20 protein-coding genes and 1 tRNA gene are annotated in these 17,495 nt (G+C 61.2%); 7 read left to right on the top strand and 14 right to left on the bottom strand.

Going from position 1 to position 17,495, the window contains the following annotated elements:
- Positions 1-41: 41 nt before the first annotated feature.
- A complete protein-coding gene (locus CFK21_RS09395; RefSeq protein WP_096366415.1) occupies positions 42-611 on the top strand; it encodes a hypothetical protein in 570 nt (189 codons plus the stop codon).
- A gap of 10 nt (positions 612-621) precedes the next feature.
- Here the strand turns inward: CFK21_RS09395 and CFK21_RS15400 are convergent, their stop codons facing one another.
- From CFK21_RS15400 to CFK21_RS09380, 3 genes are all read right to left on the bottom strand, one after another.
- Positions 622-1,200, bottom strand: coding sequence for a VPLPA-CTERM sorting domain-containing protein (locus CFK21_RS15400; protein WP_231971490.1), 579 nt, complete (start codon positions 1,198-1,200; stop codon positions 622-624).
- 264 nt (positions 1,201-1,464) lie between these two features.
- Complete coding sequence (locus CFK21_RS15650) at positions 1,465-3,219, bottom strand: S8 family serine peptidase (protein ID WP_096366413.1); 1,755 nt, start codon at positions 3,217-3,219, stop codon at positions 1,465-1,467.
- Between the two features lie 254 nt (positions 3,220-3,473).
- A complete protein-coding gene (locus CFK21_RS09380; RefSeq protein WP_096366412.1) occupies positions 3,474-3,677 on the bottom strand; it encodes an Alvin_2107 family globule sulfur oxidation protein in 204 nt (67 codons plus the stop codon).
- A gap of 429 nt (positions 3,678-4,106) precedes the next feature.
- Here CFK21_RS09380 and CFK21_RS09375 point away from each other — a divergent pair, with 429 nt between their 5' ends.
- Genes CFK21_RS09375 through CFK21_RS09365 form a run of 3 tightly spaced genes read left to right on the top strand, consistent with a single transcriptional unit; the run spans position 4,107 to position 6,276 of the window.
- On the top strand, positions 4,107-4,544 hold the full coding sequence (locus CFK21_RS09375; RefSeq protein WP_096366411.1) for a tetratricopeptide repeat protein: 438 nt from the start codon (positions 4,107-4,109) through the stop codon (positions 4,542-4,544).
- Between the two features lie 59 nt (positions 4,545-4,603).
- Positions 4,604-5,734 (top strand): hypothetical protein, encoded by a 1,131-nt coding sequence (locus tag CFK21_RS09370; protein WP_096366410.1) that lies wholly within the window; start codon positions 4,604-4,606, stop codon positions 5,732-5,734.
- 5 nt (positions 5,735-5,739) lie between these two features.
- Positions 5,740-6,276, top strand: coding sequence for a hypothetical protein (locus CFK21_RS09365; protein ID WP_096366409.1), 537 nt, complete (start codon positions 5,740-5,742; stop codon positions 6,274-6,276).
- On the opposite strand, the gene CFK21_RS09360 is transcribed toward CFK21_RS09365, so the two are convergent.
- Both CFK21_RS09360 and CFK21_RS09355 read right to left on the bottom strand, forming a co-directional pair.
- Entirely contained in the window at positions 6,273-6,461 is a 189-nt protein-coding gene (locus tag CFK21_RS09360; protein WP_096366408.1) for a hypothetical protein, read from the bottom strand. The two genes, CFK21_RS09365 and CFK21_RS09360, sit on opposite strands and share 4 nt — an antisense overlap.
- 77 nt (positions 6,462-6,538) lie before the next feature.
- Positions 6,539-7,210, bottom strand: coding sequence for a Bax inhibitor-1/YccA family protein (locus tag CFK21_RS09355; protein WP_172844284.1), 672 nt, complete (start codon positions 7,208-7,210; stop codon positions 6,539-6,541).
- 536 nt (positions 7,211-7,746) lie between these two features.
- Here CFK21_RS09355 and CFK21_RS09350 point away from each other — a divergent pair.
- Together CFK21_RS09350 and CFK21_RS09345 are read left to right on the top strand one after the other, a co-directional pair.
- Positions 7,747-7,836 (top strand) — tRNA-Ser (locus CFK21_RS09350).
- A gap of 121 nt (positions 7,837-7,957) precedes the next feature.
- The gene (locus tag CFK21_RS09345; protein ID WP_197702936.1) at positions 7,958-8,458 is read left to right on the top strand and encodes a type II toxin-antitoxin system PemK/MazF family toxin; all 501 of its coding nucleotides are present in this window, start codon (positions 7,958-7,960) and stop codon (positions 8,456-8,458) included.
- Between the two features lie 633 nt (positions 8,459-9,091).
- Here CFK21_RS09345 and CFK21_RS09340 read toward each other — a convergent pair.
- The 9 genes from CFK21_RS09340 to CFK21_RS09310 form a co-directional block, all read right to left on the bottom strand.
- On the bottom strand, positions 9,092-9,526 hold the full coding sequence (locus CFK21_RS09340; protein ID WP_096366405.1) for a hypothetical protein: 435 nt from the start codon (positions 9,524-9,526) through the stop codon (positions 9,092-9,094).
- A 12-nt stretch (positions 9,527-9,538) separates the two neighbouring features.
- The gene (locus CFK21_RS09335; protein WP_157745587.1) at positions 9,539-10,849 is read right to left on the bottom strand and encodes a phage major capsid protein; all 1,311 of its coding nucleotides are present in this window, start codon (positions 10,847-10,849) and stop codon (positions 9,539-9,541) included.
- 189 nt (positions 10,850-11,038) lie between these two features.
- Positions 11,039-11,305, bottom strand: coding sequence for a hypothetical protein (locus CFK21_RS09330; RefSeq protein WP_157745585.1), 267 nt, complete (start codon positions 11,303-11,305; stop codon positions 11,039-11,041).
- 501 nt (positions 11,306-11,806) lie between these two features.
- Complete coding sequence (locus CFK21_RS09325) at positions 11,807-12,085, bottom strand: hypothetical protein (RefSeq protein ID WP_096366402.1); 279 nt, start codon at positions 12,083-12,085, stop codon at positions 11,807-11,809.
- Between the two features lie 62 nt (positions 12,086-12,147).
- A complete protein-coding gene (locus tag CFK21_RS09320; RefSeq protein WP_096366401.1) occupies positions 12,148-14,367 on the bottom strand; it encodes a phage/plasmid primase, P4 family in 2,220 nt (739 codons plus the stop codon).
- A 28-nt stretch (positions 14,368-14,395) separates the two neighbouring features.
- Positions 14,396-14,551 carry a hypothetical protein gene (locus CFK21_RS15245; RefSeq protein ID WP_157745583.1) on the bottom strand — a complete coding sequence of 52 codons (156 nt, stop codon included), beginning with the start codon at positions 14,549-14,551 and terminating at the stop codon, positions 14,396-14,398.
- Positions 14,548-14,754 (bottom strand): hypothetical protein, encoded by a 207-nt coding sequence (locus CFK21_RS09315; protein WP_096366400.1) that lies wholly within the window; start codon positions 14,752-14,754, stop codon positions 14,548-14,550. The genes CFK21_RS15245 and CFK21_RS09315 overlap by 4 nt, the downstream gene beginning before the upstream one ends.
- Positions 14,755-14,832: 78 nt before the next feature.
- Positions 14,833-15,447 (bottom strand): hypothetical protein, encoded by a 615-nt coding sequence (locus CFK21_RS15240; RefSeq protein ID WP_157745581.1) that lies wholly within the window; start codon positions 15,445-15,447, stop codon positions 14,833-14,835.
- Position 15,448: 1 nt separating this feature from the next.
- A complete protein-coding gene (locus CFK21_RS09310) occupies positions 15,449-16,684 on the bottom strand; it encodes a tyrosine-type recombinase/integrase (protein ID WP_172844283.1) in 1,236 nt (411 codons plus the stop codon).
- A gap of 308 nt (positions 16,685-16,992) precedes the next feature.
- On the opposite strand from CFK21_RS09310, the gene CFK21_RS09305 reads away from it, so the two are divergent.
- The gene (locus CFK21_RS09305; protein WP_157745579.1) at positions 16,993-17,379 is read left to right on the top strand and encodes a hypothetical protein; all 387 of its coding nucleotides are present in this window, start codon (positions 16,993-16,995) and stop codon (positions 17,377-17,379) included.
- Positions 17,380-17,495 lie beyond the last annotated feature (116 nt).

The following is a 17,495-nucleotide window of genomic DNA, read 5'->3' as shown; positions in this document are numbered from 1 at the left end:
CACCCTATTGAAATAAATCAGTAAATCAGGGGAATTATTCCGTGCGTATCAAGACCCGTTGGAACAACCAGGACAAGCAGCGCACCATCGAGGAAACGGCCAGTGCGCTGAGCTTTACCCTGTGGCGGATGTGCATGCAGTCGCTGCTGAATCTGGAGAACGAGGGTTTCCAGACCGACACCCAGATGCAGCGCCTGACGGTGATCGAGGAATACCTGGCCTTCCTGCTGCATGCGGTGGACCGGATCGTCTACAACAAGATGGACGAGGAAGAGCGGGCGATCTTCATCAATGCCCTGGCGAAGAAACTGGCCGACTATGTGCAGGACAACGGCCGCGACCTCGGCGGCGCGGGCGACTATCGCGCCCCCTTCATCGAACTGCTCAATGACCGCATGGACGGCTATGCCGAGTTCGGGTTCTTCGACTTCGAACCGAGTTTCCAGATGTCACGCTATTTCGGCGACGCGGTGACGCGGGTGCTGGGTGAGCATCAGCGCAAGTGGGTGACCACTCAGGTCATCGACATCGAGGTGCCGTTTTTCATGAAGACGATGAAACGGGCCATCACCAGTCTGCTGCCGGAATTGCCCAGAGAGGAAACGGCCTGAGGCTGATGCCTCAGGCGCTGCGGCGGCGGGCAATGCCCGCCAGGCCGATCAGACCACTGCCGAACAGCCAGACGGCGGCGGGGACGGGGACGGCGGAAACCTCGACCTGGGAACCGAGGAAAGTCACGGCTTGTTGTTGGTACGTGACGGCTGAATAGAAATCACCGCCCTTTAACGGATCGGTCGTGACCGCCATCGTCAATGCTGTATCGCCTGCCGCAAGTGCCTGGAAGGTCAGGGTTCCTACAATCCCCGCTTCCAGACCCGAATCGCTCCCGAAAGCCAGTCCTTCCAGTCCGCTGCTGACCGGGTCCGGCGAGCGGTCATAGGCAGGGTCAAGTACGAGGGTTGTGGTGGCGGTTGTGAATCCCTGGAAACTCAGCAGGCTGTTGTCAAAGAAGAAATCAATTGCGCCGCCAAACGTCGGATCGCCCGAGAAATCGATGAGCAGATCAAACGACAGGCTGTCACCGGGCGCGGCCTGCGTGGTCTGGGGAGACAGGCTGATGGACGCGGCATTGGCCGTTGCAGTGAACAGGGCTGCCAGCATGGACAGAAACCGAATGGATGTTTTGGCAGAAAGTTTCATTGGATTACCCTTCAGTTTTATTCTGGCAAGTTCTATAGCAAGCATCACGCCAGATAAAAAAGATGCTTTATTATCATGAGGCTGCAATATCAAACTGAGTTTGGTTACTCTGAATGAAAAGAATCTCGACGTCTCATGCGCGGTTTGTTCAGTTGTGTTCAGCCCGAGAATCCCCTAATACGCTGAAAATCCATAAGATAAAATCAGGCCACGTGCTATGGGTGAGCAAGGGGCAGTGGAGAAAGTGTAAATAATTCCGAACGCTCATGGATCGAGTGCGCTGGGACCGGGGGTGCTGAAGAAGAATGATTTCAGAATTGCCAGATCAGCGAAATTCACGGCCCCGTCACCGTTGAGGTCCGCGTGCGGGTCGGTGCTGAAGAACGCTGATTTCAGATAGGCCAGATCCGAGAAGTTCACTGCGCCATCGTTGTTGAAATCCGCATCGCAGCGATTGCCGTAGCCGTCCCCGTCCGTATCCCGCTGTGGTGCATTGGCGTGCAGGATGCAGTTGTCGCAGGCATCACCGATCCCATCTCCATCCTGGTCCCGTTGGTCGGCATTGGCCGTGTCCGGGCAATTGTCGCTTCCGTTGTCGATGCCGTCGCCGTCGCTGTCACAGACATCACCGATGCCGTCGCCATCCCTGTCCGCCTGGTCCGGATTATGGACGTCCGGACAGTTGTCCAGGTCATCCAGCACCGTGTCGGCATCCGTGTCGGGATGCGGGGCGAGCAGGACCAGCGGTTCCTGAATCCCGTCGGGATCATCCCCGCACAGCGACAGGGAAGCCCCGCAGGGTGCGGGATCGCCCATGGCGATCAGGGCCGCCTTGACGTCGGCCGGGCCGGCGCCGGGATTGGCTGCGAGGTACAGGGCCGCGGCGCCGGCCACATGCGGGCTGGCCATGCTGGTGCCATGCAGATACTCATAGTCGTCATCGAGATAGGTGGAATGGATTTCCACCCCGGGGGCCATGATGTCCACGCCGGTGCCGTAATTACTGAAGCAGGCGAAGGAATCGTCCTGCTTTTCAGTGCATTTGCCATCGGCGGTCGCGTAGGTGAAGCCCAGGCTTCCCCGGGCGCCGATCCGTCCGTCGCCATCGGCCAGGGCGGACACCGTGATGACGCCCGGATGATCGGCGGGGCTGGTGTACATGACATCGATGGCATCGTTGCCGGCAGAGGTCACCACGGTTATGCCGGCAGCGAGGGTGTTGTCGATGGCCTCATTGAAGTTGCGGCTGCCGGTGCCGTCATGGGTGAAGCCGAGGCTCATGTTCACAACCTCGATCTGGGCGGCGTTGGCAATCACGTAGTCCAGGGCGGCGATGATTTCCAGCAGCCCCGTGCCTGCACCGGGATCGGTGCCGAAGACATTCAGGGCCCAGATGCGCGCGCCCGGCGCGACCCCGACCACGCCGATACCATTGTCGCGGGCCGCGGCGATGCCGGCGACATGGGTGCCGTGGCCCTGCACATCATTGGCGCGGCTGTCGCCCGTATTGCAGGTGCCCGAGCGCGGGGTCTTCTGATAGCAGTAGGCATACTGGTAGACATTGAGGTCGGGGTGATTCAGTTCCACGCCGGTGTCGATAATGGCGATGTCGACATCCACCAGGGACTCGCTGCCGTCGATGCCCGCGCCGGGATGAAGTTCGGCGTTGATGCGGTCGATCCCCGTGGGCAGCTGCTGGGCATGCAGCTCGAAGCTGCGCGCCTGTTCCACATCGGCAACCAGGGGATGGTGCCGCAGGCGTTCAGCAGCGGCGGCGGGCAGGTCGATGCCCATGCCCTGGAGGGCGTGGTGGTAGAGGTATCTCGGCCTGGCCCCGATGACCTGTTCGAGTTGCCGTGCCGCCCGGTCGGGCAGGACATCCGGCTGAAACCGAACAACGTAGCCCCGGCTATCAGGAGAGGCCGGGGGAGCGGGAGGGGCGGCGGCAAAGGTGGCCGGTGATCCGAACGCACACAGCAACATCAGCGTCCGCATCAGACGCGCTGCTGAATCTGACATGAGTTCCCCTCCAGGATTTTATTGTTGTAATGAAACTGCTCTGTTTGTAATCAACTACACCTTATCCGCAACGGGCGGGTCAACAGCGGACGGCTGGGTCCTGAATGAGGCGTGACATTCAAAATGATATTCAAGTCAATGTAATTAATCCGAATAATCATTCTTCAGTGCAGGACTTCGAACCATAAAAAAACCCACGATCACTGCCGGGTGGAGGCAGTGATCGCGGGTCTCGGGTCGGGCTGGAGCGGGGCTTACTTCTTGACCCACGCCTCGAAGCCGGTCGGATCCTTTTCCTTGCCCTTCTCATAGCCGGCCTTGTAGGCGTCGGTGATGCGCTGCTCTTCGCGCTCCGGGTTCAGCCAGTAGCCACTCTGCCAGCCCTGGATGAATTCGCTGTCGACGCCAGCCTCTTCCATCTTGGTCACTGCGTCATAGTATGCCTGATGCGGGTTCATGCTTGCTTCTCCTTCTCTGATCTTCGAACTGATCTCGATCTCGGTTAGCCGTGTATTTTCCACTATTTTGCGACAGTCGTCATCCCTGATGGGGTAACGGATTGCCGCGTCAAAATGCGTCGGCGCAGTGCCCGAAGCGAGCGTCTGCCGGACCGCATCCGCAGCCGACGCCAGGGAATCGTGCGGTTGCAGAGGATTCAGGATCGGCGCGCCAGCATAGAGCAGGCCCTAGTACTTCAGGGTGGGGGAGTATACAGACAAGTCAGGGCGCGACGTATATCCCCATAGAGGGATGCCTCGGCCGGGGCCGGCAGGAGCGAATTTACCGGAAAATCAAGCCTCAGGCAGAGGCGGCGCATCTTTTCTAAATCCTTATTATTTTGGTAAACTATTCGTTTGCACTGAATGAGAGCACCCTCTGGAGGCACCATGTCATTCGAAGACGACGTCGATTTCAGCAGCGCCATGGCGGCGTTCGAGGCCAAGCACTTTGCCCGCGCCGCACAGATGCTGAGCCCTTTCGCCCAGCAGGGCAACGCCGAGGCCCAGCACCGGCTGGCGATCATTTATCAGAATGGCCTGGGCATGACCCGCAATGACGAACTGGCCTATAAATGGATGCGCGCCGCCGCCGAGCAGGGCCACGCCCTGGCGCAACACGGCCTGGGGTTCATGTACCTCGAAGGCGAATGTGTCGAGAAAAACGGTGAGGAAGCGGCCAGATGGTTCCAGATGGCCGCTGATCAGGGCATGGCGGGCTCGCTGACGACCCTGGCCATGATGTACGAGCAGGGCAACGGGGTGGAGCAGGATCTTGAAGAGGCCCGGCGGCTCTATAAACTGGCCGGGTTTGACGACGCCGTCTGAGCGCGGCCAAAATCCTGCTGTTCAACATTAAGATATGCTTATAATCAGCTGTATATAAAATGGAACTTTCTTCGGTAGACGCCCTGCGCCTCAATGTCATGCTGGCCAACGAGTTGGAGGCGGTCCGCATCGACGAATCCTCCATGACTGTCTACGGCCTCTCGCCCCAGGGGGAGACGGCGGTCAGACTCAATCCGAACTGTCGGGATGAATCGTACGTCAAGCAGGTCAAGGAGTTGCTGTCGACCCAGGTGCTGGGCTCGCCGGGCGGCTATCCGGTCTATCTCAAACGCTGGACCCGCATGGGCCAGACCCGTGACAACAACCTCGACAAGCTGCTGATGCTGGGGGAGCCGGAGGCCGTGGTGGCCGTGGTCCACGCCCGGGGCCTGACCGAGGACCTGGCCCGACGGGCCTGGTGGGCCATGCCCAGCGCCGACAATGCCCGCAAGATGCTGGCCCGCGACTGCGTGGCCGCCAGCGATCTGGGGCGGGAACTGGCCGCGTTCCTGATCGAGTTCCTGCCGTTCGAGGAGAATCCCCAGGACATGATCGAGAGCGTGCGCCTGATCCTGCAGCCGGGGCTGATCGATGACGAAGCCCGCAGTCGGATCTGGGAGCGTGCCCGCCACAAGAACACCTACTATGTCGGTTTTCTGCAGACTGTTCCGGATGCGCTGCCTGCGGAGCAGCCCCCGCATCCGGCCCTGGAGGCGCTGCGGCCCGCGCTGGCCTTGCTGCTGGAGCAGGGCAACCCGGCCGCGCGGCTGCTGGACCGGATCTACAGCCCGGCCGGACAGGCCTATCTGCGCACGGTCGAGACCGTGCTGCGCAAGCCCAACAATCAGGACGTGGTGGTGGAGTTGTTCGAGGCGCTGAAGGACTATTTCAGCCCGGTGGCCGCGCCGGGCGAACGTCTGTGCGAGATCGATGCCGTGCTGATGCAGGCCGAAACCCGCAGACGGGACCCGGCCGCCAGCGGGGATGCGCCGCTGGCCGAACTGCTGGAAGCTGTGCCTGAGCATGCCGATGCCGTCCAGGCATTGTGCGTGTTCGCCGGGGTCGGCGAACGGCTGGTCGCGCCCATCTTCGCCCGCACCGATGCCATCGGCAGCGTGATGCGGCGCAAGATCGAACCCGTCACCACGCCCCTGTTCGACCATCTCCAGGTGCTGCGGGGCAAGCGCTGAGCGCCGTGTCCATCCAACTCAACAAGATCGCGCTCAACATAAGGGTCCGGTTGCCGGAACATGTGTTCGAGCGTCACCTGCCGTCCTCGCCCTACGTGATCGGTACCGAACTGGCCGATCAGGTGGTGGCCTATGCGCGCGAACACGAACTGGGCTATTACCCGGCACTGGATTTCTTCGAGAACAACGGCGGTCTGGATCCGGAACTGCTCGAGGCCGTCTCGCACACCAGCTGGTTCGTCGCCAATCTGGTGCGCGAGGAGATCCACCGCAAGCTGCGGCCCATCTTCGCCAGCCTTAATTTCCTGTCGGTGCAGACCGTGGCCTTCACCATGCCCGGGGTGCGCCCGACCCAGCTCAATGCCTACAACGAACTGGTCGAACACTATACGCCGGACACCGTCAAAATCGGTCTGGTGGTGGGGGTGTTCCAGAAACGCGACAACGATGAGGCCTTGACCCGCTGGGCGCGGCACACGGCCTACCGCTGGCTGAAGAACAGCTTCGAGGATTTCGAGGTCACCAGTGCCACGGCGGTCTAACCCCGCACCATCAGGATCAGCAGCACGATAAAGGCCACCACTGCCAGGATCGGCAGCAGTGCCGCCTGCCAGTCCTGACTGCTGCCGCGCGGGCCGTGTTTGAGCCAGTGATTGGCCGCCGGCCACAGCCTCCAGACCATCACCCCGAGCAGGGCCGCCACCGCGATCTTCATCCACATTTCCATGCGGTTCTCTCTCCAAAAAAACAGGCCACGGTGGAGACCGTGGCCTGGACGTGCTTCAGCCGATGCCGGCGGCCGGACTATTCGCGCCCGCTGAAGGCGGCCAGCAGGTGCAGCAGGTGTATGAACAGGTTGTGTATGTCCAGATACAGCGCCACGGTCGCGCGCAGGTAATTGGTCTCGCCGCCGTTGACGATGCGGCTGACGTCGAACAGGATCAGTCCGCTCATCAGCAGCACCACCGCGGCGGAGATGGCCAGCGACATGGCCGGGATCGCCAGGAAGATGTTGGCGATGGCGGCGATCATGACCACGATCAGGCCCACGAACAGGAAGCCCGCCATGAAGCTGAAATCGCGTTTGGTGGTCATGGCGTAGCCGGACAGGCCCATGAAGATCACCCCGGTGCCGCCCAGGGCGGTGGCGATGAGCTGGCCGCCGTTGGGCAGCGCCAGATAGTGGCTCAGTATCGGCCCCAGGCTGAAGCCCATCAGGCCGGTGAAGGCGAATACCACGCCGATGCCGGCAGCGGAGTTCTCGGTGCGCGGCAGCGCGAACCAGAGCAGGCCGAAGGCCACCAGCATGGCGACCAGAGAGAGGCCGAAGCCGGCCGACATCACGATCGAGACACTGGCCATGACGGCACTGAAGATCAGGGTCATGGACAGCATGGTGAAGGTGTTGCGCAGCAGCTTGTTGGTGGCCAGCATCGCCGTCTGCGAGCGGGCCATCATCTGTTCAGGGGTATTCATTGTCGGTTCGTCCTCCTGTGGATTGGCTACCACTATGACAGCTTGACTCAATCTAAAGTTCAGCATACCGATATGGCGGTGGCGGGACAAGCGCCTGCAGTCGATTGCATGGGGCGATTTCCATAGAAAAAACCTTGGCTTCGGCTGTCATGGGGGGCATAATGCGGCGCCTGCAGTCCGGTCGCTGTCTTCCGGGCGGCAACCCGGCCGAGCCGGAGTGTCGCGCCGGGGTTCCCTGGCAGTGTGACAAGAGCAGCAGTGTACAATCAGGTTCAACCGGAGGGGTGGCTGAGCGGTTGAAAGCACCGGTCTTGAAAACCGGCGAGGTTTAACGACCTCCGTGGGTTCGAGCCGAGTGCCGTCAGGCACGAGACAACGCCGCCGCGCAGCGGTGGCGGCCCCGCAAGGGGTGAGGGCGCGCCAGCGCGCCCGAATAATCCCACCCCCTCGCGGGACGCTCCGGCTCGATGCCGGAGTGTTGCGCCGGGGTTCCCTGGCAGTGTGACAAGAGCAGCAGTGTACAATCAGGTTCAACCGGAGGGGTGGCTGAGCGGTTGAAAGCACCGGTCTTGAAAACCGGCGAGGTTTAACGACCTCCGTGGGTTCGAATCCCACCCCCTCCGCCAATCATTCATATAAATCAATTAGTTATATAGATATATCAGATTTACCCAACTTCCAGCCCAACATTTTCAAAATGCACCCCTGCGGTTAGGATTCGAGTCAACCGCTGGCAAGCATTGCCCTATGCAGACCGCCACCACTGCAAAACGTGGTACCTGCCGACCGCATTCGGTATCTTGCACCCCTATGCCAATAACAATTCACCCGAAGGTCGGCCAGATCCTGCTATGTGACTTCTCCTCGGGGTTCAAGGTACCGGAAATGGTCAAATCCGGGCGGCCCGTGGTGGTGCTTTCGCCCACCATGAAGGGACGCCCCAATCTGGTAACGGTGGTCGCCTTGAGCACTGAGCCGCCGGACCCCGTGATGCCCTATCACCTGGAGTTGCCACGTGCCGCACTGCCGCAACTGAGCCGCTTTCAGGAGCGCCCCTCATGGGTCAAAGGCGATATGGTCTACACGGTGGGATTTCACCGGCTGGAGCTGGTCAGGGTTGGCAAGCGTGACCCACGGACTGGGAAGCGCCTGTACTTCACGCAGAGACTGGGAAGGGAGCACATGCGGCAAATATACGGATGCGTGCTGCACGGCCTGAATCTCGGGCATCTGGTGCCGCACATCTGAGCCCCAGAAATGACAAAGCCCCCAGAGCGGGGGCTTGAACGCGGCTCAGGCCGGCTTGTCATCGCCGGGCCTGAGTCGGCTACGCTGGGCGGACCTTTGCGCAGTCTCGAATGCCCGATGCCTACGGCAGAGCGGGAACGATTTAAGGGTCTCACGTGGCAACCAATGGTGTCAACCCGCCGATGCCCAGGCCAGGGCCACCAGCAAGCAGCGCCAGGGCCACAGCGCCGCCTCCGGGCGGCGTTGTTTTGTCTGGGGGGTCCGTCACCATGGACGGGCGAGCTTATACGGGCGCAGAAGGAGACGGTGGGGCTGAATACTGGAACACGGGGACAGCTCAAGGGCCGTGACGCTTCTGGCGGTACTCAGTCGGAACCGCCAGAAGCCAAGGTTCCCACCCTCGCCGAAGCCGGCATCGACAAGAAGCTCTCCAGCCGGGCGCAGGCGGGCCTCGGCACGGGCGAGTAGGTCGGTGTCTGGGCATAAAAAACCCCGCCACAAAGGGCGGGGGGTATGCCTGCCGCGCATCCTGGCAGATGACTGCTCACGGAGATGATGCCGCAGGCTGTCGGGGTTTTCGCATGAGGAACGGGCACTCTCCGACTGATCCCGGCGCGTAGGTGCGCTACTCCATCAAGCTGTACCCTCAGCGGGGGACTGATGTTCCTCCAGCGTTACGCCGGTGGCGTTGCTGACCGGCGGGTACTTCGCCCCATACTGAATGTATGTCGCGCTCTCCGCCGTGGCGTTGCTGCCGTCCTTATCCACCACGAGGCGGACATACCGCTCGCGGGGCCGGAACAGATCAATGACAAAGATCTCATCGTCATCGTCTGCCGCCACGCTCTGGCCGGTGTCCTCCAGATCGGCGGCATCGCCCATGCCGGTAGCCGTGCCGGACTGCGCCTTGATGGACGTGACCGCGCCTGTTGCCAGGGTGGCGAAGTGGGTAACGATCATCACACCTTCAAAGCCCTGCATATCCAGGACAGCGCCGTTTCGGTCAGCCGTGCCGCTGGCGTAGGCCAGGGCCGGGGTGATTTTCACGTTCTGATTCAGCAGTGACATTTTGATGCCTCCTTATGCCGGGGTGATGCCTTCGACCACGGCGAAGGACTCAGGGGTTTCAAGGGCGACGTCGACGCGCATGGATGCCAGGAACCCATACTGGTAGTTCTCGGCATACCGCTCCCGTAGGACATCAATTTGCAGGCCGGTGCGAACCCCGATCATCAGCGAATTGAAATCGCCCATAATCATCTTCGTCGCATCGGTGGCGCTGCCGTAGCTGTCATCAATCGGGATCTGAGTCGTGGTCAGGAACGGCAGGTCAACGAGGGGATCAGGACGCCGCAGCGGCTGGCCTTCGCCGTCCTTCATGCTGTAAATGTCCCGCCAGGTGCGCGGGTGCATGATGGCTGCCGTAGGCGGTCCGGCATTGTCCTGCTGAAGCTCGTACATGGCATCAAAGAACGAATCCCACGCGTAGAGCGGGAAACCGTCGGGCGTCGGCTGAGAAACCAGACCGATGCCGCTGGTGTTGACGATGCCCAGCGGCTCGTTACCGGCTCCAGAGCCCACCAGGGCCACGCGGTCGACCTCCAGGGCCAGGGACTTGCCGAAGCTGTTGAGGATGGCCGACTCGATGTTCATGGAATCCTCCAACAGTTCCCGCGACAGCTTCACCAGCCCGATCAGGGTTTTCGCCTGGAACCGGATACCGGCAAAGGTCGGGGTAGAGTCGTTGAAGTCGGCGGCGTTCTCCGCGTGCCAGGTGGCGCTCGGGTCCGTGATCTGCCGGGCAATCATGACGGCATTGCTCGGCAACAGGACGGTGCGCGCCCCGGCCTCGATCACGCGGGCCTTTGCCCGCAAGGTGTCCACCAGATCGCCCATAAGAGTGCTGGGGACGGTGTAGCCGCCTGCTGAGTCAGAACCCTCAGACAAGGCGCGGCGTTCGGCCTCGTTCTTCGGACCGAGAGCCATTGCGCGGATGAGGGAGCCCAGACGGACCTCGCTGCTGGGATCGGACAGGATCGGCGCGGCCCGCTGTTCCTTGGTCAGGACGTTGACCGGCTTGCCGTCGCGGGTGATCCAGCCGCTATCGGTCGGCTCGTGGGTACGCTGGCCGCGAAGGTGGGCCGCCGCCGCGCTGCGCTGCTGCTCACGCTCAACCAGGGCATCCTCGTGCGCCTTGTTGACGTCCTCCACCAGGTCCATCAGCGCATCGAACTCGCGCTGCTCAACCTCGTTAAGGTTGCGCTTCTCGGCTTTGGCAGTGGTATTGAGGGAAGATGCTGCCGCACGGATCTCGCCTTTCAGCTCGATCAGGTCGCGGACATCGTTGCGGGCTTCGTTAAGCCGCTCTTTGAACTGCGCTACTGTGTTCATACGAACCTCCATCGTGCCGGTAGGTTCGCGTCTCCACAGTAGGAGGGGGTTGCGCCTGCCGACACCAAATGAATTTGGAATTGTCGACAGCACCACCATCGCCTCCGCGCAGGAGCGTGCTGTTCTGGGTTGTGAATAGCTTGTTCACGCATCCGAGTATACCACTGTGGTTTTATCCAGCAACCCTATTCAGTTCATTGTCGCCTGTTCCATCCCAATATCGAACAGCGGCACATCTTCGTCATCGACGCGCAGGCGGCACGATATGGTCAGCGGGCCAGTTTCAGCGTGAACCGTGATCCGTGCCCGACCTTGCGCCACGGCCTGCCTCACTACATCGCTCGCGCCGGGGTCCAGGGACTCAATGCCGGTCGATACCAGCTCGGACAGTGCATCCGCGAATTGTTGGACTGCTTCATCTCGATTTGTCATGCTCTGTGTCTCCTGTTGTTTCATAGTGTCTCGTATGGCCTCTAATACCCCCTTGTTGAAACTCCCGCTGCTGCACAGAAAGGGGGCGCGTTGGTCAACGCACATAGGGTTCTGAAGATTTAGGGGGCTATGGTGGTCTCTCCATTTTTCCGGTCTGTTTTTCCCGTTTTTAGGCGGGATTAGCGAAAGAAAATTTCGGCGTTGGTTTCGGGAATCGCTTGTTTTCAAGATTATTGGGGCTATGGGTCTCTCTCCATCGACCTTTCCAAAAAAATAATGTGACAGCGCGATTTTTTTACTCGCGCGTTGATTTCCGGGGATGCTGGGCGGAACTTCATGCACCCTATGGGGCCTCCACATCGCCAGGTGCCTTGCCAGTCTGTACCCACCGGCGGAATGTCTTGCATTCCTGCTGAGTCTCTGCGCAGTAATTCCACAGATCACAGCCATCGCAAGGGCAGCCTCGGGTATAAGCCAAAAGCCCCTGCTGCAAGCTCTCCGGCTCTCCCTCGGGAGATCTGTCAGTCATGCCGCATTACCTCCCGCCTGCCGTCTCGGGGCCTCCTGTCGCGGCTCAGGCTCAGACAGTGCAACCGGCTGCACCGGCACCAGTTTGATCCCGACCATCAGGTACAGGAATTCGCGCAACTCTGGATCATGCCGGGCGGTGGCTCGCAACTGGATTGCCCGGCTGCCATCCTCTCGCTGCTCCAGCCGGCGGACGTGCCGGCGGTAACGGGGCGGCAGATCCTCCAGACGCAAGCGGTGGGTGAACTGGCGGCACTGGGTAGCGTCCTGTTTCATGCCGACCTTGGCCCGATGGACAGTGCAACGGCCTCGGACGCGGCGGACACAATCTCCGCACCTCATGCCCCACCCCCACACCACGGGCAGCCCTCGCCATCGCATTGCGGACAGTTGGACAGTTCGGACACTATTCCGGCATTAACGGGATCGCGCGCGCGCGAATCTGACGAACTAGGAGAAGTGTCCAAAGTGTCCAAGTGTCCAGATAGGGCAATCCCACGCCAGCGGACAGTCCCGCTTTTTATCTTGCTGAATCCACGCTCCCCCAGGGCCAGGCCGAAACGCATACTTGATACGGGCTGATGCCCGTTTGAAGTGGCCCATTCCCTGTAGCGTCCATACAGTGCGGCGGCGGGGGCCTCCTCGGCAGGGTCGGTCACACAGCAGGACTCGATAAACTCGCCCAACATATCCATCTCAGTGCGGTAGGTGCTCACTGCGGCCTTGACCGCCTCGGGCGGCTGTAGTCCATTGGTCTGCCAATCCAGACAGCCACGCACCGCCCATGCCAGGATGCCGGGCAGTTCATCGCGCAGCCGCTCGGGTAGCTTCGGGTCTACGTCCCGCTCGGGAATCTGAACCGTGAAGGGGATCAGCAGCAGCCGCCGCCAGATACCATCGTCGGTGCCGCGAATCTGGGGCTTGTGGTTGCCGCGAATCCATAGCTTGAACTGCGGCTGAAACTGGAAGTACTCACGCCGCAGGAACCGCGCTGTAATCGTGTCGCCGCCGGTCAGGTCTTTCACCAGGGACTCATTCAGGCGGGCGCCCTCGGGGGTCTCCGAAACAGTGACAAGGCGCGCACCGGCCAGGGCGGCAACATCGTTGGGGATGCCCGCGCCGCGTCCTGCGCTCAAGGTCTCGATTCGGGTCGGGGTGTGGTAATCGCCTGCCAAGGCGGCCAGGGTCTCCAGGAATACGGATTTCCCGTTGCGCCCTGTGCCGTACAGGAATGCCAGGACTTGCTCACTGGTCGCGCCGGTCAGCGAGTAGCCGGCCAGCCGTTGCACCAGGGTTCGGACTTCCGCATCAGGCAGGACACGGGCCAGAAAGGTCTCCCATGTCGGGCACAGTGCTGTGGCGTCGAAGTAAACCGCAGTGGCGCGGGTGTTCATGTACTCGCGGCGGTGCGGGTGCAAGTCGCCGGTCCGCAGGTCGATCACGCCATTGATCGCGGGGAATATCCACGGATCGCGGTCGAACGCATCAACAGGCGCGGCAAGGTCCGGTTGTGCCAGCCACAAGGCAGCCTGAACCCTGCCGGCCTGCTGAGATTGTTTTGCCCATGCCGCCGCTGCTTTCTGGTCGTCGGTGGATTCCAGCGCGGCGGCTTCGTTGTATATGGCGCGGGCGGTTTCGATTGCCTTGCGCCGCGCTAGCAATTCATCCCGCGCCCATTGGGTGCCATCCCATGCCATCCATCCCAACTCTGGGACATAGCGCAGATCCTCGCCATGCGCCGCGACAAGCCGTTGCGCATTGCCTGCGTCGGTGTAGGCCGGTGCCTGTTCACTCGCTGGAGGATATTGCCCAACACTGGCCGCAATCCGGTCAACGTCGGCACGGTCCAGGGGCGGGCGGCACCTTGCCTCATTGATTGCGTGCAGTGCGGGCGCGATTTCCTCCGCACTTAGCCCACGGCGGCGCATACTGCCCGCAAGGCTGGTCAGTGTGGTGTTGCGGGTCTGCTCCGGGATCGTGTCGCCTGTGGCTTGTATGGCCGACTGGTGCTGCTTTTGATCGCGCAGCTTCTCCAGCAGCCACGCCGGGGCCTCGCCTATGTCATCCAGGTCGCCGACTGCCTCCAGTCCATGCGCAGGCCACCATATGACGTATCCGCCATCGGTCCGCACATCGACTCCGGGCGCAATCTTGCCCGCGCTGCATTTCACGCCATTGACGTGCCGATACAGCAGGTGGTGCCCGCGCTGGGTCCGATGGACGCGACCACAGGCCAGATCGGCGGCGTGCTCGCTATGCCAGTCCGCTCCGCCTGGATCAATGTCAATCACTAGCAGATCAGTCACAGGGCCGGTCGGCACGCCGATCAGGGCACCGGGCCAACGGCTCCACCATCCCCTGATTGTGGTCGGGTCAGTGCTCGCGTCATGGAAGCCTCGGGCGGTCCGGGGCGATTTGTCCTCTCGGCAGGGAAACACCGGCAGGCCGGATTCAGCCAATTGCAGCGCAAACGCAAGGGCGCTATCATTCGGCTGTGTATCCATTGCTTGTGCCCGGTGCGCGGTTGCCTCCGCCTCCGGGTTTTTTAATTCCTGCATTTCGCCTCCTTCGTCCTCACGACGATGGTTAAGGTGTGCCGCGCAGCTTGCGCTCCAGGGCCTCCCGCTCGGGCGGCCTTGCCCGCTGGCGCAGTGCGCGTCGGGCTTCGTCGGTGCGGTTGCGCGGTGCCTGGACGGTATTCAGCGCGGCGCGGCGGATCTGGTCAGGGGTCGGGCTGTTCATGCTGCGGCGTCCTTGCGGGCCTTCTGCGCCCATCGCCAGATCGTGGCAACGGATACGCCATAGCGCGCAGCGAGTTGCTTGACGTTCACCATCCCGGTCAGCGGCGGCAGATCCAGGCCGTGGGATGCCTCCCACTCATGGATTGCGGTCGGGGGAAAGCGAGTTGAGCCGTTTAGCTTGATCGGCTGGGGAAATGGAACCATTGCGGCTTACCTCGTGTTAAATCATGGACACGAGTACAAACTAGCCGCATGCGGTGATCTATAGCACAGGGAAAAACCTTACCCGCTCAGATAGGGGCGAATTGCCTTGGCTATGTGATCCAGGCCGGTGGGGTATTCGGCCTCTGTGGCAATGATATGGACAAAACGGACCAGTGGGCTAGATTGACCGTCTCGGTGCCATGCCTTTGCATCGGGATCGCCGCCTAAGTCACGCCAGAGTTTGAGCGAACCAGCAATCATCTGATCTACTATCTCACCTTTTTGGGGCCGTCCGGATCTCTTACGGGGTACGGCGGTAGCGGCTGCTCGGCAAATGTCTGCGCCTTTGGGTCGTGGCCCCCATGCGTTCAAATCGAGCAAGGCATCAACAATCAGGCAACGGGTGTCATCATCAGCCTTTGTATATGCTGCCTCTGCCTCTGCGGGTGAAAGTTTTGAAATGGCGGCAAGGGTTCTCTTGATGTCTTGATTACTAACGCTCGGATCGCTGATAACCCGCAGATTTGCGCGGATCTCGTTGGCAAACTTTTCTATCCGTCTTGCCTCTCTATATGATAGGCGGCGGCCTATTAAACAACTCAGTTGCATACGCTGTGAAACGCTTAAGGGGCGGGTTCCATACCAGCCGCCCGCATGCAAATCGGTTTTTTTATAAGTGACTTTGCCGGCCATGTCAGGCGCTCTTATTCTGAATCGACACAACTTCGCCAGCCTTGGCCGGGCTCTTGAGATACCGTGCCCATTCCTGCATCAGCCGCGTGCGCTTGGTCAGCAGATCGCCGCGTCGGTAGGCCCGCTCTACTGCGTTGGGGATGGTGTGGGCCAGCGCCTTCTCGGCGACCTCTCGCGGGTAATTCGTATGCTCGGCGCACCAGTCGCGGAAGGTGGAGCGGAACCCGTGCGGCGTGCCTTCCACGCCCATCAGCTTCATGACCTTGGACAGGGTGGCGTCACTGAGCTGCTTGCCACGGGGGGAGGGGAACACATAGGGGCAATCCTCGAAGCGCGGCAGAGCCTTCAGCAGCTTCACGGCATCGGGGCAGAGCGGCACAACATGTTCCCGCTGCGCCTTCATCCGTTCGGCCGGCACGGTCCACGTCCGGGCCTCCAGGTCGATTTCCTCCCAGGTCGCCCCGCGGACCTCTCCAGAGCGGCCGGCGGTGAGTATCAGGAACTCCAGCGCTCGCGAGCCGACACCCTCACGCTCCCGCAGAGCGGCCATGAAGGCCGGGGCCTCGGCCCAGGGCAGGGCGCGGAAGTGCTGGACCTGTCGCAGCTTGCCCGGCTTGGGCAGGACGGCATCCAGATTGCCGCGCCAGCGGGCGGGGTTGTCTCCCGACCGGAACCCGGAGACGGTCGCCCATGACAGGACCGACTCAATGCGCCCTCGCAGCCGGGTGGCGGTCTCGGTTTTCTCCGTCCATATCGGCTCAAGTATCTGCACGATATGGGGCAGGGTGACGGCATCGACGGGGAGGCGGCCTATCACGGGGCTGGCGTAGGCTTGCAGGGTGGTCTCCCATTGGGCGGTATGCTTGGGGTTGCGGAACTCCTGGGCCTTGGCCTTGATGAATCGCCGGGCGGCTTCATCGAAGGTGATGACCTTGGCCTGTGCGGCTATCAGGGCATCCCTGGCAGCCTTGCGCTGCAATACCGGGTCAACGCCCTCCCGGATCTGCTCTCGCATCTCTCGGGCCTTCTCGCGGGCCTGTGCCAAGGGCACATCAGGATAGCCCCCCAGGCCGATGTCACGGCGCTTGCTGCCGACTGTGACGCGCAGTATCCAGCTCCGTGCGCCGGATTCGGCAACTTGGAGATACAGTCCGGCCACCCCGCCCACGGGGTTCAAACCGGGCTTGTTCAGTCGGCGCACTTCGGCTGCGCCCAGCTCCTTGGCTCTCTTCGGCATGGTTTTCTCCGTCGAACTCGGGATTTGAAACCCTAGCGATATGAATCAGGTACACATCGGAACGCCAACCTACCCATCAAGCTTTTGTTCTGTGTCTCCGCCATCAACAAGGGCTTTCAGACTCCCCACGTGGTACCCCTCAAAAAAATTGCAATTTAAGGCTACAGCATGAGACAGCCCTAGACAAGCGAATTTCACGAAACGCTGTAAATATAGGGAAGAATGCGATATATTGCGACACACTGAGACACCGGAGAGGCCGACACCCCCTCCGCCAATTTCAGCATCCATCGTTTCCTGGTCTTCCTATGACTGAAAAAATGGTCGTGGTGATCGACGGTCTGTCACAACTCGAATATGACCGCACCAAACCCCTGCCGCACAAGCAACAGCTGGCGCTGGATCGCATGGATCTGAAGATGGATCAGGGCATCCAGCTTCCTGCCGGCCGCCAGGATTCACCGAACTCACTGCAGCGGGCCCAGTTCGTGGCGCTGCAACTGATCCAGGCGGTCGAGGACGGCAACGAACCCATGGCCGCTGCCACCTGCGCCTATCTGGCCGAACGGATCCCGGAATTGCAGCAGATCATGGCAGAGCACAAGCCTACCGGCATGCACCTGGATCTGGTCTTTGATCGTCCCTTCATGAATGAAATGAAAATCGAGTTCTTCGATCCTTCCGGAGCGCAGTGAACCTTCCGGTTCGGCCGCTCATTTTGCAAATCATGTTAGGAAAGGCATCCCAGCGTCACGGTTGACCTGGACCGTTTGTAGGCTTTGGCGTACATGCCCGGCGGCGGCTGTTGAAA

The sequence above is a fragment of the Thiohalobacter thiocyanaticus genome, assembly GCF_002356355.1.
Taxonomy (GTDB): domain Bacteria; phylum Pseudomonadota; class Gammaproteobacteria; order Thiohalobacterales; family Thiohalobacteraceae; genus Thiohalobacter; species Thiohalobacter thiocyanaticus_A.
Note: the sequence above shows the minus strand (reverse complement) of the source record. Positions and strands in the feature narration are given on the sequence as shown.

Coding starts and splice junctions, on each gene's coding strand:
- CFK21_RS15400 (WP_231971490.1), bottom strand. CDS start 1,200: ATGAAACTTTCTGCCAAAACATCCATTCGGTTTCTGTCCATGCTGGCA.
- CFK21_RS15650 (WP_096366413.1), bottom strand. CDS start 3,219: ATGTCAGATTCAGCAGCGCGTCTGATGCGGACGCTGATGTTGCTGTGT.
- CFK21_RS09380 (WP_096366412.1), bottom strand. CDS start 3,677: ATGAACCCGCATCAGGCATACTATGACGCAGTGACCAAGATGGAAGAG.
- CFK21_RS09375 (WP_096366411.1), top strand. CDS start 4,107: ATGTCATTCGAAGACGACGTCGATTTCAGCAGCGCCATGGCGGCGTTC.
- CFK21_RS09370 (WP_096366410.1), top strand. CDS start 4,604: ATGGAACTTTCTTCGGTAGACGCCCTGCGCCTCAATGTCATGCTGGCC.
- CFK21_RS09360 (WP_096366408.1), bottom strand. CDS start 6,461: ATGGAAATGTGGATGAAGATCGCGGTGGCGGCCCTGCTCGGGGTGATG.
- CFK21_RS09355 (WP_172844284.1), bottom strand. CDS start 7,210: ATGAATACCCCTGAACAGATGATGGCCCGCTCGCAGACGGCGATGCTG.
- CFK21_RS09345 (WP_197702936.1), top strand. CDS start 7,958: ATGCAGACCGCCACCACTGCAAAACGTGGTACCTGCCGACCGCATTCG.
- CFK21_RS09340 (WP_096366405.1), bottom strand. CDS start 9,526: ATGTCACTGCTGAATCAGAACGTGAAAATCACCCCGGCCCTGGCCTAC.
- CFK21_RS09335 (WP_157745587.1), bottom strand. CDS start 10,849: ATGAACACAGTAGCGCAGTTCAAAGAGCGGCTTAACGAAGCCCGCAAC.
- CFK21_RS09330 (WP_157745585.1), bottom strand. CDS start 11,305: ATGAAACAACAGGAGACACAGAGCATGACAAATCGAGATGAAGCAGTC.
- CFK21_RS09325 (WP_096366402.1), bottom strand. CDS start 12,085: ATGAAACAGGACGCTACCCAGTGCCGCCAGTTCACCCACCGCTTGCGT.
- CFK21_RS09320 (WP_096366401.1), bottom strand. CDS start 14,367: ATGCAGGAATTAAAAAACCCGGAGGCGGAGGCAACCGCGCACCGGGCA.
- CFK21_RS15245 (WP_157745583.1), bottom strand. CDS start 14,551: ATGAACAGCCCGACCCCTGACCAGATCCGCCGCGCCGCGCTGAATACC.
- CFK21_RS09315 (WP_096366400.1), bottom strand. CDS start 14,754: ATGGTTCCATTTCCCCAGCCGATCAAGCTAAACGGCTCAACTCGCTTT.
- CFK21_RS15240 (WP_157745581.1), bottom strand. CDS start 15,447: ATGGCCGGCAAAGTCACTTATAAAAAAACCGATTTGCATGCGGGCGGC.
- CFK21_RS09310 (WP_172844283.1), bottom strand. CDS start 16,684: ATGCCGAAGAGAGCCAAGGAGCTGGGCGCAGCCGAAGTGCGCCGACTG.
- CFK21_RS09305 (WP_157745579.1), top strand. CDS start 16,993: ATGACTGAAAAAATGGTCGTGGTGATCGACGGTCTGTCACAACTCGAA.